Origin of the sequence: Streptomyces virginiae (assembly GCF_000720455.1) — a bacterium.
GTDB lineage: Bacteria > Actinomycetota > Actinomycetes > Streptomycetales > Streptomycetaceae > Streptomyces > Streptomyces virginiae.
Window position 1 is genome coordinate 24,676 of the sequence record NZ_JOAK01000005.1, and the last position, 14,476, is coordinate 39,151.

Below are 14,476 nucleotides of genomic sequence, written 5' to 3' on the forward strand. Positions count from 1 at the left end.
TTCGGGTGCGCATGGCATTGACCCTCCCTCTGGCGGGAGGGTGATGTCAAGTAGGTGGGACGGGCGTCTCATTATGTGAGCCTCTACGGATGACCATCGAGCCCCCGGAGGAGCCGCCCGCCAGTGCGGGCTGGGCCGCTCCGCCCGGTACTGGGAACGTACCGCGCACCAGCGCACGGCGCAGCCTGTACTCGTCGAGCGGGCCGGAAAAGGCCATCCCCTGGCCGTGCGTGCACCCCATCGCGCGCAGTGCGGCCACCTGCTCGGGCAGGTCCACGCCGTCGGCCACGGACCGCATGCCGAGGTCGTTTGCGATCCGCAAGAGACCCGCTGTGATCTTGTGCAGGCGGGCGGACTCGACGACCCCCTCCACCAGGCCCCGGTCCAGCTTGAGCATGTCCACGGGCAGGCGGCGCAGGGCACTGATGGCGGCGTAGCCACTGCCGAACCCGTCCAGGGCGATTCCCACCCCGAGCCGGTGCAGGGCCGCCAGGCGGCGCTCCAGGTCGTCGAAGGGGACTCTGGGGTCGGACACCGCGAGCTCCAGCACCAGGGCCCCGGAGGGCAGGCCGTGCCTGGTCAGCAGGGCTTCCACGGTGCCGAGCGGCATGGCGCTGTCCAGGAGCCGCTGGGCGGTCATCCGCACGGCCACGGGCACGTCGTGTCCGGCCCGCTGCCGGTCGGCGGCCTGCTCGACGGCCTCCTCCAGCAGCCAGCGGCCCAGCTCGGCGGTGCGCGAGGCGTCGGGACCGCCGCCGGAGCCGGAGCCGGAGCCGCCGCCCGCCGCGCCCTCGCTGTACTCGGCCACCCGGAGGAACTCCGCCGGTGTGAAGAGGATCCCCTGGGCCGAACGCCACCGCGCCTGCGCGGCGACGGCAGCGATCTCGCCGGTGGCCAGCGAGACCACGGGCTGGTGCAGCAGGGCGAACTCCCCCTCGTGCAGTGCGGTGCGCAGCCGGCCCGCCAGCTCGGCCTTTCGGACCACCTCGGCCTGCATCTGCGGGGCGTAGGTCTCGACGCGGTCCTTGCCGCCGGCCTTGGCCCGGTACATCGCCAGGTCCGCGTTGCGCATCAGGTCCGAGGGGGTGATTCCGGGGTCGGCGAAGGCCACGCCGATGCTGGCGGCCACCCGTACCTCGCTGCCGCCGATCCGGTACGGCTGGGAGAGCCGGGCGCGCAGCCGGTCGGCGATCTCGCGGACCTGGTACTCGCGGGCGCTGCGGTCGCGGCTGCCGTCGCCCAGGATCAGCGCGGCGAACTCGTCGCCGCCGAGCCGGGCGGCGGTGTCCCCGGCCCGGACGGAGTCCTGGAGCCTGCGGGCGGCCTCGATGAGCAGTTCGTCGCCGGCCTGGTGGCCGATGGTGTCGTTGACCGCCTTGAAGCCGTCGAGGTCGATGAAGAGCACGGCGGTGCTGTGGTCGCCCGCGCGGCGGCCCGTCAGGGCCTGGCGCACGCGCCGGGTGAAGAGCGCCCGGTTGGGGAGGTCGGTCAGCGGGTCGTGTTCGGCGCTGTGCTGGAGCTGGGCCTGGAGCCGGACGCGCTCGGTGACGTCCCGGCTGTTGAGGATGAGTCCGCCCTGGTGGCGGTTGACGGTGGACTCCACGTTCAGCCACTCGCCGCCGCCCGACTTGAAGCGGCATTCGATGCGGGTGGTGGGCTCCTCGGTCGGCGGTGCAGCGAGGAAGCGGCGTACCTCGTGGACCACCCGGCCGAGGTCGTCGGGGTGGATCAGGGTGGCCAGCTCGGTGCCGACCAGCTCCTCCGCCTCGCGGCCGTACACCCCGGCGGCGGCCGGGCTCACGTAGCGCAGGGTCCCGGTGGGTGCGGCGATCATGATGACGTCGCTGGAGCCCTGGACGAGGGAGCGGAAGTGGTTCTCCTTCTGGGCCAGTTCCTGGGTCAGGGCGATGTTGTCGAGGAGCATGATGCCCTGCCGGATGACGAGGGCGAGCACGACGGTGCAGCCGGTGAACACGACCATCCGGTCGACCTTCCGGCCGTCCACGACGTTGTAGAGGATGCCGAGGGTGCACACGGCGGCCGCGAGGTACGGCGTGAGGGCGGGCAGGGATCCGGTGATCGGACGGCTGTGCGGCCGGTCCCTGCGCGGATGCCCGGGCGGCACCGGGCCCTGGTGAAAGCGCCGGGCGCCCCAGGGCGCGTACGCAAGCAGCAGCGAGCCGGCGAACCAGCCGGCGTCGAGCAGCTGACCGGACTGGTACTCGGCGCTCAGCAGGGGCGAGGTGAACAGCGCGTCGCTCAGGACGGTCAGCGCCAGCGCCGCGATGGCGGTGTTGACGGCGGAGCGGTTGGTCTCGCTCCGCCGGAAGTGCAGCACGAGGACCATCGAGACGAGCGCGATGTCCAGCAGGGGGTAGGCGAGGGAGAGCGCGGCGCGCGGGACGCTGCCGGGGGCGCCGGACTGCGCGGTCCGCGCCGCGTGGGCCAGGGCCAGGCTCCAGGACAGGGTCAGCAGGGAGCCGCCGATGAGCCAGGAGTCGAGTCCCAGGCACACCCAGCCGGCGCGGGTGACCGGGCGTTTGGCGAGGACGAGGAGGCCCACGATGGCGGGCGGGGCGAAGCAGAGGAAGGCGAAGTCGGCGAGCGAGGGCTTCGGCACGTCCTGGCCGAGGACCACCTCGTACCAGCCCCAGACGGCGTTGCCGCAGGCGCCCATGAGGGAGGAGAAGGCGAAGAGCAGCCAGGCGGGGCGTTCCCGGCTGTCGATCGTGCGCGCGTAGGTGTAGCAGGAGACGGCGGCGAGCAGTCCTGCGGCGCTGAGCCCGAAATCGCCCATGATCTCGGCGACTTCCTCGGAGCCCCAGTTGAGGGCGGCGCCGACGGCGTACCCGCCGCTGACGACCGCGAGGATCAGCTGCATCGCCAGGCCCCTGCCTCCGCCCGAGACGGACGGCCGGTCCAGGAGCGCCGCCCCCGGGGTGCTCACCGGTCCCCCTCGCTGGCTGGTTCCGGCGCGGCCCAGTCGCGGCTGCGTCGCCTCCGGCGGCTGTGCCGCGTCGGATCCTTCGTCCATTGGCCGTGCATCGCCCGTCGCCCCCCAAAGTGTCCGATCACTCCCCAGCGCCAGACGTTCGTGGCGCAGCCCCTTCTTCCGGACGATACACCACTTTCGTCACTCAGGGACATAGTTGCTCTACGCTCCGTTACCGTACGGGGAGTTGTGGCAACCCGTCGCGTTCGAACGACTGCGGAGCGTACAGGGACGGGGGCTAGCCGGTGATCAGCACCGTGTGCTCCACGGGCTCCCCTGCGGCGAAGCGGGTGAGCTGGCGGGCCACCAGGCGCTTGGCGCGGGGCTCGAACGCTGAGCTGCTGCCGCCGACGTGAGGCGTGATCAGGACGTTCGGGGCGTGCCAGAGCGGATGGCCGGCGGGCAGCGGTTCCGGGTCGGTGACGTCGAGGGCCGCGTGCAGCCGGCCCGATTCCACCTCCGCCAGCAGGGACTTGGTGTCGACGACGGGGCCGCGCGAGACGTTCACGAGCAGGGCCCCGTCCTTCATCCGGCCGAGGAACCCGGCGCCCGCCAGACCCCGGGTCTCGTCGGTCAGGGGCGTCACGAGGATGACCACGTCGGCCTGCGGCAGGAGCCGGGGCAGGTCGGCGATGGCGTGCACAGGGCCCCGTGCGGTGGTCCGCGCCGAACGCGCGACGCGTTCGATCCGCTCGCACTCGAAGGGCACGAGGCGGTCCTCGACGGCGGAGCCGATGGATCCGTAGCCGATGATCAGAACTGACTTGTCGGCGAGGGCGTCGTAGAAGCCGGAGCGCCAGTCCTCCCGGTCCTGTCCGCGGACCATGCCGGGGATGCCGCGCAGGGACGCGAGGGTCAGCGCGAGGGCCAGTTCGGCGGTGCTGGCCGTGTGGACCCCTGCGGCGTTGCACAGCCGTACGCCCGGACGCAGGTCCCCGAGGCGGCCCAGCACGTCGTCGATGCCGGCCGTCAGGGTCTGGACGACCCGTACGGCGGGCATCGCGGTGAGCGGGCGCACGGTGACCTCGGCGGACTTCATGTAGGGGGCCACGTAGAAGACGCAGTCGGCCGGATCGGCCGGGAAGGCGTCCTCGCCGTCCCACTGGCGGTACCGGAAGGAGTCGGGGAGGCCGGCGACCTCTTCGGCGGGGAAGGGGAGCCAGACGTCCCGTGGCGATGCAGTCATGATCACGAGGCTATGCCAAGCCGTCTTGATCAAGCCGTTAGTTTGGTTGCCGGAGCGGAGGGGGACGCAGGGGTGGAGCGCAGGTCGATCGGGGCGGGGGCGCTGAGCGTGGGCGCCGTCGGCCTCGGCTGTATGCCGATGAGCTGGGCGTACACGCCGTCGCGGCGGCGGGGGCACGAGTCGCTGGCCGCCGTGCACGCCGCGCTGGACCTGGGGTCGAACCTGCTGGACACGGCCGATGTGTACGGGCCGTTCACCAACGAGCTGCTGCTGGGTCGGGTGCTGCGGGAGCGGCGGTCCGACGCGTTCGTGTCGGCCAAGGTCGGGCTGCGGGCGGGCGACCAGCACGTGGTGGCCGACGGCCGGCCCGGCTACCTGCGGCGGGCGTGCGACGCCTCGCTGCGGCGGCTGCGCACCGATGTCATAGACCTCTACCAGCTGCACCGGGTGGATCCGGAGGTTCCGGTGGAGGAGACCTGGGGGGCCATGGCGGAGCTGGTGGGCGCGGGAAAGGTGCGGGCCCTCGGCTTCTGCGCGCTGGGGGCCGCCGCCGGCCCGGGTGCCGGGCGGCGCGGTGACCGCGGGTACCGGACGACGCTGCGGCACCTGGAGCGGCTGCAGCAGGTCTTCCCGGTGAGCGCGGTGCAGGCGGAGTTGTCGGTGTGGTCGCCGGAGGCGGCGTCGCAGCTGCTGCCGTGGTGCGCGGCGCGCGGGGTCGGGTTCCTGGCCGCGATGCCGCTGGGCAGCGGGTTCCTGACCGGGACGCTCACTCCGGGCGAGGGCTTCGAGCCTCAGGACGTCCGGGCCCGGCACCCGCGGTTCACGGCGGAGGCGATGGCCTCGAACCAGGTGCTGGTGGCGGGGCTGAGGCGGGTGGCGCGGCGGCACGGGCCCGAGGTCACGGTCGCGCAGGTGGCCCTGGCCTGGGTGCTGGCCCAGGGGCCGCAGGTGGTGCCCGTGCCGGGGGCGGACCGCGCGCACTGGGCGGTGGAGAACGCCGGGGCGGCGCGGCTGCGGCTCACGGCCGCGGACCTGGCCGAGATCGCGGACCTTCCGGTCGACGTGGGAGCCTGGGACTGACCGCCCACAACCACTCGATCGGGTGTACGAGTGGTGGAACTTCGGGTACTGCCCCGGCTGTTGAGACGGGTGAGGGGCAGGATCGGAGGACCGGAAGGGAGCAGGGCGATGCGATACGGAAGTTCTCCCGGGCAGGCGGGGTGTGAGGTGCCGGGCGCGCGGCGTCTGAGCGTGCTGGCGGCGGTCGCGCTGGCCGGGTGCGGTGCGCTGCTGGTGGCGGGGTGCTCGCCGGGGGGCGGCCCGGACACCGGGCGGGGCGGTTCCCCACCTGGCACGGCGGCGGCGGGGCCCGGGTCACCGGGCCCTTCGGGAAGCGGGGCCGCTTCGCCGCCGGCGTCGGGGCCGCCCGCGAAGGGGGCGGTGACGGTCACCGGCGAGGCCGCCAAGGGCCTGGAGTCGCCCTGGGGCGTGGCCCCGCTGCCCGGAGGTGACCTGCTGGTCGCCTCCCGGGACAAGGGGACGATCAGCCGGGTCGCGGCGGGGTCGGGCGCGGTGACGGCGATCGGGGAGGTCCCGGGCGTGGATCCGGGCGGCGAGGGCGGGCTGCTCGGCCTGGCGCTGTCGCCGGACTTCGCCTCGGACCGGCTGGTGTACGTCTACTTCACGACCGCGTCGGACAACCGGATCGCACGGCTTCGCTATGACGAGCAGAGACCGCCCGGGCAGCAACTGGGAGCGCCGGACACGGTGTTCCGGGGCATCCCCAAGGGGTTGATCCACAACGGCGGGCGGATCGCCTTCGGCCCGGACAAGATGCTGTATGCGGGAACGGGCGAGACGGGTGTCACCGGGCTCGCGCAGGACAAGAAGTCGCTCGGCGGCAAGATCCTCCGGATGACTCCGGACGGGGATCCGGTGCACGGCAACCCGGAGGCCGACTCCGTCGTCTACTCCTACGGGCACCGCAATGTGCAGGGCCTCGCCTGGGACAAGGACAAACGGCTGTGGGCAGCCGAGTTCGGCCAGAACACCTGGGACGAGCTGAATCTGATCGAGCCCGGCGCGAACTACGGCTGGCCCGAGGCCGAGGGGAAGGCGGGCAAGCCGGGTCTGCGGGATCCGGTGGCCGTGTGGCGGACCGACGAGGCCTCGCCGAGCGGGATCGCCTGGGCGGAGGGGTCGGTGTGGATGGCCGGCCTGAAGGGCGAGCGGCTGTGGCGGATCCCGTTGGCCGGGGCGGAGCCGGTGGCCGAGCCCGAGGCCTTCCTGGGGGACAAGTACGGCCGGCTCAGGACGGTGGTCTCTCTCGGGGGTGACCGGCTGCTGCTGGTCACCAGCGAGACGGACGGGCGCGGGTCGCCGGAAGCGGGCGACGACAGGATCCTGACACTGACGGTGCGATGACCGGCATGCTCCCGGGCGGGGGCGGAGGGGCGTGGACACGGTGTTCAACATGATCGAGGAGCTGTTCAACCCGGGACGCAAGCACACGAACGACGAGAAGAAGCGGCTGGAGCTGTCCCGGACCGACGTGGGTGACAACGATCCGGGACGGGGTCCGATAGACCTCGACTCCGGCAAGGTGCTCATACGCCTGGACGCGGAGACCGCGGACGAGCACTGACCGCAGGCCTACCGGGGGGACCGACCGGGCCGGGCGGGGTGAAGAGCCGCAGCCGGTGGGCGAGGGCGGCCGCCTCCCCGCGGCCGGCGACGCCCAGCTTGGCCAGGATGTTCGAGACGTGCACGCTCGCCGTCTTCGGGGAGATGAAGAGCTCCTCGGCGATCTTGCGATTGGTGCTGCCGGCCGCCACCAGGCGCAGTACGTCCTGCTCGCGGCTGGTCAGGCCGAGGGCTTCGACCGGGTCCGGCTCGGGTTCGGGGTCCCCCGGGGGTGTGTCGTCGGTCAGCGGGATCCGGGCGCGCCGGGAGAGCAGGGCCAGGTCCTCACGCAGCCGGCGTGAGCCGATCCGGTCGGCGGTGGCGTGGGCCTCGCGGAGCAGGGCGGACGCGGGTTCGCGGTCGCCGGCGGCCAGCAGGGCCTCGGCGAGCCGGTGACGGGCCCGGGCCAGCAGGTACGGGCGCTCCAGCGGGCGGACGGACTCCTCCACGGCGGTCCAGTCGGCGACGGTGTCCCGGCCCTCGGCCCGCAGCAGTTCGGCCCGCAGGAATTCGGCGTGCGCGATCCACACCGGGGCCGGTGTGGCGAGGGTGCGGGCGGCGCCGCGCAGTACGCCCAGGGCTGCGGCGCGGCCGGCTTCGGCGGCGGGGAGCCCACGGGCGTCGGCCTCGGCGGACGCGGACGCGAGCAGCAGCGGCCAGGCGTAGCGGTGCTGCCCGAGCGGGAAGCCGTGGTCGACGGCGGTGGCCGTCTCGGTGCGGACGTCGGCGATGCGGCCCTCCCCCGCGGCGATCCCGATCGCCAGGCGGTGCAGTGGGATCCGGTGCTGGGGCTGGGTCTCGTGCGCCCCGAAGTGGGTGTGGGCGGCGGCGAGCCGTTGGGTCGCCTCGGTCAGCTCGCCCCGGGCGAGGGCCAGGTAGGCGAGCCGTGCGGAGGCGGAGCCGCGCGGGGCGGCGCTCTGGCCGACCAGCAGGGTGCGCCGGGCCGCCTCGGCGGCCTCGTCCCAGCGGCCGAGGCTGTAGAGGCTCTCGGCCATGTTTCCGAAGACCCAGGCCTCGGTGTCCAGCAGCCGGGACCTCCGGGCCAGTTCGGCCCCTTGTTCGGACAGTTCCACGGCCTCGTGGGACCGTCCCAGGCTTTCCAGTTGAGAGGTGAGGTTGATATGCGCACGTCCTGCGAGCAGCGCGAGGCCGAGTTCTGTGGCCCGTTCCCTGACCGCGTGCATCTCGGCGAGGCCGCCCGGGCCGTCGCCGGCGTCGGTGAGCAGCGCGCCGACCGTGATCCGGGCGTTGAGCTCGGTCTCGGCCGCGCCGACCATCCGCGCGTACTCGACGGCGCGTTCGGCGGCGGCGAGGTTGCCGGGGCCCGGCTTGTGGAGCATGCCCCAGCTCGCGGCCCGGACCAGGACCTCGGCGTGCACCTGGGACGGGGGCAGCCCCCGGACGAGGTCCTGCGCCCTGGCTATCTCCTCCCAGCCGTCGCCGCGGCCGAGGCCGGCGATCAGGCGGGAGCGTTCGGTCCAGAACCACGCGGCGCGCAGCGGGTCGCCGTGCTCCTCCAGCAGGCGCAGCGCCGTCTTCGTGATCTTCAGGGCGCGTTCGCGTTCCCCTCCGTAGCGTGCCGCGACGGTCGCCTCGGCCAGCAGGTCCAGGCGCTGGAGCGGGGTGGTGGCGGGGTCGCAGCCGCAGGGCGGGTACACGTCGGTGTAGTCGGCGGGGCGAAGCGCCTCACGGACGTCTTCCGGGGCGCTTTCCCACAGGTCAAGCGCCCGCTCCAGCAGGTTCAGCTGCTCGGAGTAGGCGTGGCGGCGGCGGGCGGAGACGGAGGCGGCCAGTACGGCGGGCAGCGCCTTGGCGGGGTCGTTCGCGTGGTACCAGTAGCTGGCCAGCCGGATGACGCGCTCCTCGGCGCGGATCAGGTGGGCGTCGGCCTCCACGGCCTCGGCGTAGCGGCGGTTGACGCGGGCGCGCTCGCCGGGCAGGAGGTCGTCGCTGACGGCCTCGCGGACCAGCGAGTGCCGGAAGCGGTAGCCGTCTCCGTCGGGGGTGGCGAGGAGGATGTTGGCGCCGACCGCGGCTCTCAGCGCCTCGATCAACTCGTCCTCGGTCAGTCCGGCGACGGCACGCAGCAGCGGGTACTCGACGGTGGATCCGCCCTCGGCGACGATGCGCACCAGGCGCTGGGTCTCGTCGGGGAGGACCTCGACGCGGACGAGGAGGAGGTCGCGGAGGGATTCCGTGAGTCCGGTGCGGCAGCCGCTCTCCCGGGAGGCGACGAGTTCCTCGACGAAGAAGGCGTTGCCGTCGGACCGGTCGAAGACCGTGTCGACGAAGTCCTCGTCGGGTTGCGCGGCGAGGATGCCGGCGAGCTGGCGGCGTACCTCCGCGCGGTTGAAGCGGGACAGCTCGATCTTCCGGACGGTGCGGAGCCGGTCGAGTTCGGCGAGGAGCGGGCGCAACGGGTGGCGGCGGTGGACGTCGTCCGAGCGGTAGGTGGCGACGACGACGAGCCGGCCGCCGGCGAGGGTGCGGAAGAGGTAGGAGAGCAGGTGCCGGGTGGAGGTGTCCGCCCAGTGCAGGTCCTCCAGGACGAGGACGACGGTGCGGTCGGCGGCGAGCCGCTCCAGCATCCGGGCCGTCAGCTCGAAGAGCCGGGCGGTGCTCTCCTCGTCGTGCGGGCCCCGCGGGGTGTCGCCGAGTTCGGGGAGGATCCGGGCGAGTTCGTCCTCCTGGCCCGCGGCCGCGGCGGCCAACTCCTCGGGGAGCAGCCGGTGCAGGGTGCGCAGTGCCGTCGAGAACGGGGCGAAGGGAAGCCCCTCCGCCCCTATCTCCACACAGCCGCCGACGGCGACGACGGCGCCTCGCCGGTCGGCCTCGCAGAGGAACTCCTCGGTGAGGCGGGTCTTGCCGACCCCGGCCTCTCCCCCGATGAGCATCGCCTGCGGCTCCCGGCCCGCTGCGCGGGTCAGGGCGTCGGTGAGTACGGCCAGTTCGTCGGCGCGGCCGACGAACACCGGGCTGACAGATCTGGTCTCCACGTCGCCGAGCATCGCACAGAGGCCTTGGCCGGCGGCACCCGATATGGGCGCGCTCCCGGTCACGCGCGGGTTCAGGCGGGCCGGGGCGCGGTGCGGGCGCCGCGGGTCCCGCCTCCTGTCACCCGCTCCCGGGGTTCCTGGCCGCGCAAGGTGGCGCGGCGGGCCTTGCGGGCTTCCCCGACGATCCGGTACGCGGCGGCCTCCCGGAGGAGGTCGGTGGTGCGGGCGGCCGCGGCGATCTCGTGCTCGAACATCTCGTACTCCCTGGTCGCTGTTCTCGGCACCTCGTTCGGTGTGGTCCAAGATTCGCGTCCCAGGGGGTACCGGCGCATCGGTCGCATGCCGCATCTGCCGGGTGCCGGGGGCCTTAGTCCGGGGTGGTGCGTCCGGGAGGGGCCTCAGGCGCCTAAGGCAGTGCTCAGGCCGCTGCCTTCGGGATGGCCAGGAGGAGGTCGAAGTACATGAGGACGAAGAGCAGTACGCCGAGGGCGCCCAGGCCGATGCCCGCCCAGGAGACGGACCGCACCCAGGTGGGGAGGGTGCGCTCGGGGGTGCTGAAGGCGGGGAGGGCCAGCACGAAGGTGGCGATGATCAGGGCGAGGGCGGAGAAGACGCCGTTCACCATGGCGGTGGTGTGCCACGGGTCGACGAACTGGGCGGCGATCTGCGCGTTGGCGTCGGCGGCCTGGCTCAGTTCCAGACGAGCGGCGATGCTCGCGCGCTCGGACACGATGCCGGCGACCCAGCTCCCGCTGAGGGCGACGACGGACAGACCGGCGGAGGCGATGGCGAAGGCCGCGGAGCCGACGTGGCCGGGCTGCTCCTCGTCGGCCGGGTCCTCGGCGAAGGCTTCGTCGTCGAGGTCGGCGTCGGCCGCGGCGTCGAGGTCGGCGTCGGTCTTCGCCTCGGTCTCGGCCGCGGCGTCCTGGGGGGTCTCGGTCTTCTCGAGGGCGACCGGGGTGGTGTCCGCCTCGGCGGCGTTCGGGGCGGGGGTCTTCGTGGTGTCCATGCGGGGCACCGTAGGGGCCGCGTCTGAGAGTTCTCTGAGAATCCGGTGGTCGCGGCCGTATCGGGCCCCGGGACCGGCGGGGCCCGGACGGCGCGGCTCAGGAGGTGCGGGCGGCGGCCCACTCGTGGGCGAGGATCGACCAGACCTCGGTGTCCTGGCGGACGCCGCGGTGGAGGTGGTTCTCCCGCATGACGCCCTCGCGGGTCATGCCGAGGCGTTCGGCGACGGCGAGGCTCTTCTTGTTGCCGGTGGCGGCGTGCCACTCGACGCGGTGCATGCCGCGCTCGCCGAAGGCGTAGTCGATCAGGACGCGGCAGGCCTTGGTCACCAGGCCGCGGCCGGCCGCGGCGGGCTCCAGCCAGCAGCCGATCTCGCAGTTCCCGCCGTCGGCGTCGAAGTTGGGGAAGAGGACGCCGCCCACGAGGGTGCCGTCGAGGCGGATGCCGAAGAAGCGGGCGCCGTCCTCACCGGCCTTCACGGCGTACTTGGCCAGGAAGGCCCTGGCGGAGTCGACGTCCGGGGACCGGTCCGGGAAGCCGACGTACTGGCCGATGAACTCGCGTCCGCGTTCGATGTGCGCGAAGAACTCCTCGGCGTGCCGGGCTTCCAGCGGGAACAGCTGGGCGCCTTCGGCGAGGTCTATCGAGAACATGCGGCTTCTTCCTTGGGTCTCGTGCGGCGGTTGGCCGGATCACCGGGAGGCTGTGGCGGGCTCGGCGTCGTCCTCGCTCGTGGTGGGGAGCGCGCCGGACCGCTGTGCCGGAAGTTTCGCATGCGGGCGGCGTTCGGGGGGCTCGATGCTGATCCTGGGGAGCCGTCGGTCGAGCCAGGCGGGCAGCCACCAGTTGGCGCCGCCGAGCATGTGCATCAGGGCCGGGACGAGGAGGGTGCGCAGCACGAAGGCGTCGAGGGCCACGGCCGCGGCGAGGGCGATGCCGAACATCGCGATGATCCGATCGCCGCTGAGGACGAAGGCGAGGAAGACGGAGATCATGATGATGGCGGCCGAGTTGATGACCCGGCTGGTCTCGGCGAGGCCGACGCGCACGGCCCGCCGGTTGTCGCCGGTCTCCAGCCACTCCTCGTACATCCGGCTGACGAGGAAGACCTGGTAGTCCATCGACAGCCCGAAGAGGACGGACACCATGATCACGGGCAGGAAGGGCTCGATGGGGCCGGCGCTGCCCAGGCCCAGCCGTTCGCTGCCCCAGCCCCACTGGAAGATCGCGACCACGACGCCGAAGGAGGAGGCGACGGCGGCGACGTTCATGGCCGCCGCCTTCAGCGGGATGCCGATGGACCGGAAGGCCAGCAGCAGGAGCACGCAGCCGAGGGCGACGACCACGGCGACGAAGAGCGGCAGCTTCCCGATGATGACCTCGGCGAAGTCGTCGTAGGCGGCCGTCACCCCGCCGACGTGGACCTGCATGGAGTTGCCCCGGCCGGCGCGCGGGATGACGTCCTGGCGGAGCGTGTCGACGAGGTCGCTCGTGGCCCGGGACTGCGGGGCGGAATCCGGTACGACCGTCAGGACGGCCGTGTCGCCGCTGCGGTTGAGGACGGCGGGGCCGGTGGAGGCGACGCCCGGTGTCGTACGGAGCGCCTGCGCCAGCTGGTCCACGGCGAGCCGGTCCCCGGCGCCGTCCAGGCGGGCGACGACGGCGAGCGGGCCGTTCGCGCCGGGCCCGAAGCCCTCCGCGAGCAGGTCGTAGGCCTGCCGGGTGGTGGAGGTGGCGGGGTTGTTGCCCTGGTCGGAGGTGCCCAGGTGGAGCGAGAAGGTGGGCAGGGCCAGGACCACCATGACGGCGGTGGCGACGGCGCCGAGCAGCTTGGGGTGGCGCTCCACGAAGGCGGACCAGCGGGCGGCGAAGCCGGAGGTCCGCTCGGGCTGCGGGCCCTCGGCGGCGAGCCTGCGGCGCTCGCGGCGGGAGAGGGCGCGCATGCCGATGCAGGAGAGGAGTGCGGGCAGCAGCGTGACGGAGGCCGCGACGGTCAGGACGACGGTCACGCAGGCGGCTATCGCGACGCCGTTGAGGAAGTTCAGCCGCAGCACCAGCATGCCGAGCAGGGCGATGCAGACGGTGGCGCCGGCGAACACGACGGCCCGGCCGGTGGTCGCGACGGCCCCGGCGGCGGCCTCGTCCACCGGGAGGCCGCGCGCGAGGCCCTTGCGGTGCCGGGTGACGATGAACAGCGCGTAGTCGATGCCGACGCCGAGGCCGATGAGGGTGCCGAGCATGGGGGCGAAGTCGGCGACGGGCATCGCGTGCCCGAGCAGGGTGATGCCGAAATAGGCGGTGCCCACGCTGACGAGGGCGGTCGCGATGGGCAGCAGGCTCGCGGCGAGGGAGCCGAAGGCGAGGAAGAGGACGAGTGCCGCGACGGCCACGCCTATGACTTCGGCGAGGTGCGCGGTGGGGGCCTCGGTGAGCTGGATGGCGCGGCCGCCCAGTTCGACCTGGAGTCCGCCGGACTCCGTGGCGGGGTTCTTCACGGCGTCGACGACCGCCCTCGCCTGGGCCTTGGGCACGGAGTCGGCCGGCTCGTCGAAGGTCACCACGGCGTAGGCGGTGCGTCCGTCGGGGCTGATGCGCGCGGCGCTCTCGGGGCCGGGACCGTAGGGTCCGGCGACCGATCCGACACCGGGCAGTCCGGCGACGGCGTCGAGCGCCCGGGTCATGCGCTGCTCGATGTCCGGGGTGCGCGCGCTCTGATGGTCCGGGGTCCGCCACACGATGGTGTCGGTGTCGCCGCCCTGGCCGTGGAAGCCTTCTCGCAGGAGGTCGTTCGCCTTGCCGGACTCGGTGCCCGGGACCTCGTAGTCGTTGGAGAACGCCGCTCCGGTGGTCACTGCGGCCGCCGCGGTCCCGCCGAGGGCGAGCAGCCAGATCAGGACGGCGAGGAGGCGGTGGCGCATGCACCACCGCGCGAAGACTGCCAACGGACGTGCTCCCTGGTGGGTTCGGATCTTTACCGGGAGACAGCCCGTCGCAAAGAACGCGTGAACTCGTGAAGGCCCGGCCGAAGGCCCGGGGGATCGCCCCGCGGTTCGGCCCAGATGGTATGCAACCTCCACGATCCCAGCGTTTCGTGATCGTTGGCCCTTTTCGTGTGCATCGTCACAGGAGGACCGGGAGGTGTTCGGGAACTCAGGTGGCGGCGGGGGCCAGGCCGGAGGTCCCCGAGGAGAGGGCGTCGGCCCGGTCTTCGGGCTCGTCCACCCGGTAGCCGGGGATCGAGGGCCAGCGGACGGTGAGGACGACCGCGTCCTCCTCCGCGTACCAGGAGTGGTCGACGCCGCGTCCCCAGAGGACGTAGTCGCCCTGCTCGGCGAGGACGACGGTCCGCCCCGGGAACTCCAGCCGGAAGCGTCCGCTGATCAGGACCAGCAGCGCGGTGCGCTTCTCGGCGGTGGCCCAGCGCTCCCGTTCGTCGCCCTTCGGGTGGACACCCCATTTGATCTCCACGTCCTCGCTGTGACGGGGATCGGCCGGGTCCTTGAAGTGGCCGAGGAGCCAGCCGCGGTCGGCGGCGGCGTCGGGTGCGGCCTTGCCGGTGTAGATGGTGAGGTCGTCGTTCACGGGGGTGAGGCTAATGCAGTTGTGCGGGCC

11 protein-coding genes are annotated in these 14,476 nt (G+C 73.1%); 3 read left to right on the forward strand and 8 right to left on the reverse strand.

Features of this window, described 5'->3' with window-relative positions; all coding sequences use genetic code 11:
- Positions 1-46 precede the first annotated feature (46 nt).
- On the reverse strand, positions 47-2,947 hold the full coding sequence (locus IG86_RS0109880) for a putative bifunctional diguanylate cyclase/phosphodiesterase (protein ID WP_385873455.1): 2,901 nt from the start codon (positions 2,945-2,947) through the stop codon (positions 47-49).
- A 283-nt stretch (positions 2,948-3,230) separates the two neighbouring features.
- The gene (locus tag IG86_RS0109885) at positions 3,231-4,178 is read right to left on the reverse strand and encodes a 2-hydroxyacid dehydrogenase (protein WP_030826488.1); all 948 of its coding nucleotides are present in this window, start codon (positions 4,176-4,178) and stop codon (positions 3,231-3,233) included.
- Between the two features lie 72 nt (positions 4,179-4,250).
- Here IG86_RS0109885 and IG86_RS0109890 point away from each other — a divergent pair, with 72 nt between their 5' ends.
- The 3 genes from IG86_RS0109890 to IG86_RS0109900 all read left to right on the forward strand — a co-directional run bounded on the left by IG86_RS0109890 (position 4,251) and on the right by IG86_RS0109900 (position 6,822).
- On the forward strand, positions 4,251-5,258 hold the full coding sequence (locus tag IG86_RS0109890; protein WP_030826491.1) for an aldo/keto reductase: 1,008 nt from the start codon (positions 4,251-4,253) through the stop codon (positions 5,256-5,258).
- 108 nt (positions 5,259-5,366) lie between these two features.
- Positions 5,367-6,602: a PQQ-dependent sugar dehydrogenase gene (locus IG86_RS0109895; RefSeq protein WP_173429224.1), complete on the forward strand. Its 1,236-nt coding sequence runs from the start codon at positions 5,367-5,369 to the stop codon at positions 6,600-6,602.
- Between the two features lie 40 nt (positions 6,603-6,642).
- On the forward strand, positions 6,643-6,822 hold the full coding sequence (locus IG86_RS0109900) for a DUF6191 domain-containing protein (RefSeq protein WP_030826497.1): 180 nt from the start codon (positions 6,643-6,645) through the stop codon (positions 6,820-6,822).
- Here the strand turns inward: IG86_RS0109900 and IG86_RS0109905 are convergent.
- From IG86_RS0109905 to IG86_RS0109930, 6 genes are all read right to left on the reverse strand, one after another.
- Positions 6,785-9,868, reverse strand: a complete 3,084-nt coding sequence (locus IG86_RS0109905) for a helix-turn-helix transcriptional regulator (protein WP_051785072.1) — start codon at positions 9,866-9,868, stop codon at positions 6,785-6,787. The two genes, IG86_RS0109900 and IG86_RS0109905, sit on opposite strands and share 38 nt — an antisense overlap.
- Positions 9,869-9,927: 59 nt before the next feature.
- A complete protein-coding gene (locus IG86_RS0109910) occupies positions 9,928-10,110 on the reverse strand; it encodes a hypothetical protein (protein ID WP_030826504.1) in 183 nt (60 codons plus the stop codon).
- 164 nt (positions 10,111-10,274) lie between these two features.
- Positions 10,275-10,865 (reverse strand): hypothetical protein, encoded by a 591-nt coding sequence (locus IG86_RS0109915; protein WP_030826506.1) that lies wholly within the window; start codon positions 10,863-10,865, stop codon positions 10,275-10,277.
- 97 nt (positions 10,866-10,962) lie between these two features.
- Positions 10,963-11,517 carry a GNAT family N-acetyltransferase gene (locus tag IG86_RS0109920; RefSeq protein ID WP_030826509.1) on the reverse strand — a complete coding sequence of 185 codons (555 nt, stop codon included), beginning with the start codon at positions 11,515-11,517 and terminating at the stop codon, positions 10,963-10,965.
- Positions 11,518-11,556: 39 nt separating this feature from the next.
- Positions 11,557-13,806 carry an MMPL family transporter gene (locus IG86_RS0109925; protein WP_030896321.1) on the reverse strand — a complete coding sequence of 750 codons (2,250 nt, stop codon included), beginning with the start codon at positions 13,804-13,806 and terminating at the stop codon, positions 11,557-11,559.
- Positions 13,807-14,014: 208 nt separating this feature from the next.
- Positions 14,015-14,446: a cupin domain-containing protein gene (locus IG86_RS0109930; RefSeq protein ID WP_030896323.1), complete on the reverse strand. Its 432-nt coding sequence runs from the start codon at positions 14,444-14,446 to the stop codon at positions 14,015-14,017.
- Positions 14,447-14,476 lie beyond the last annotated feature (30 nt).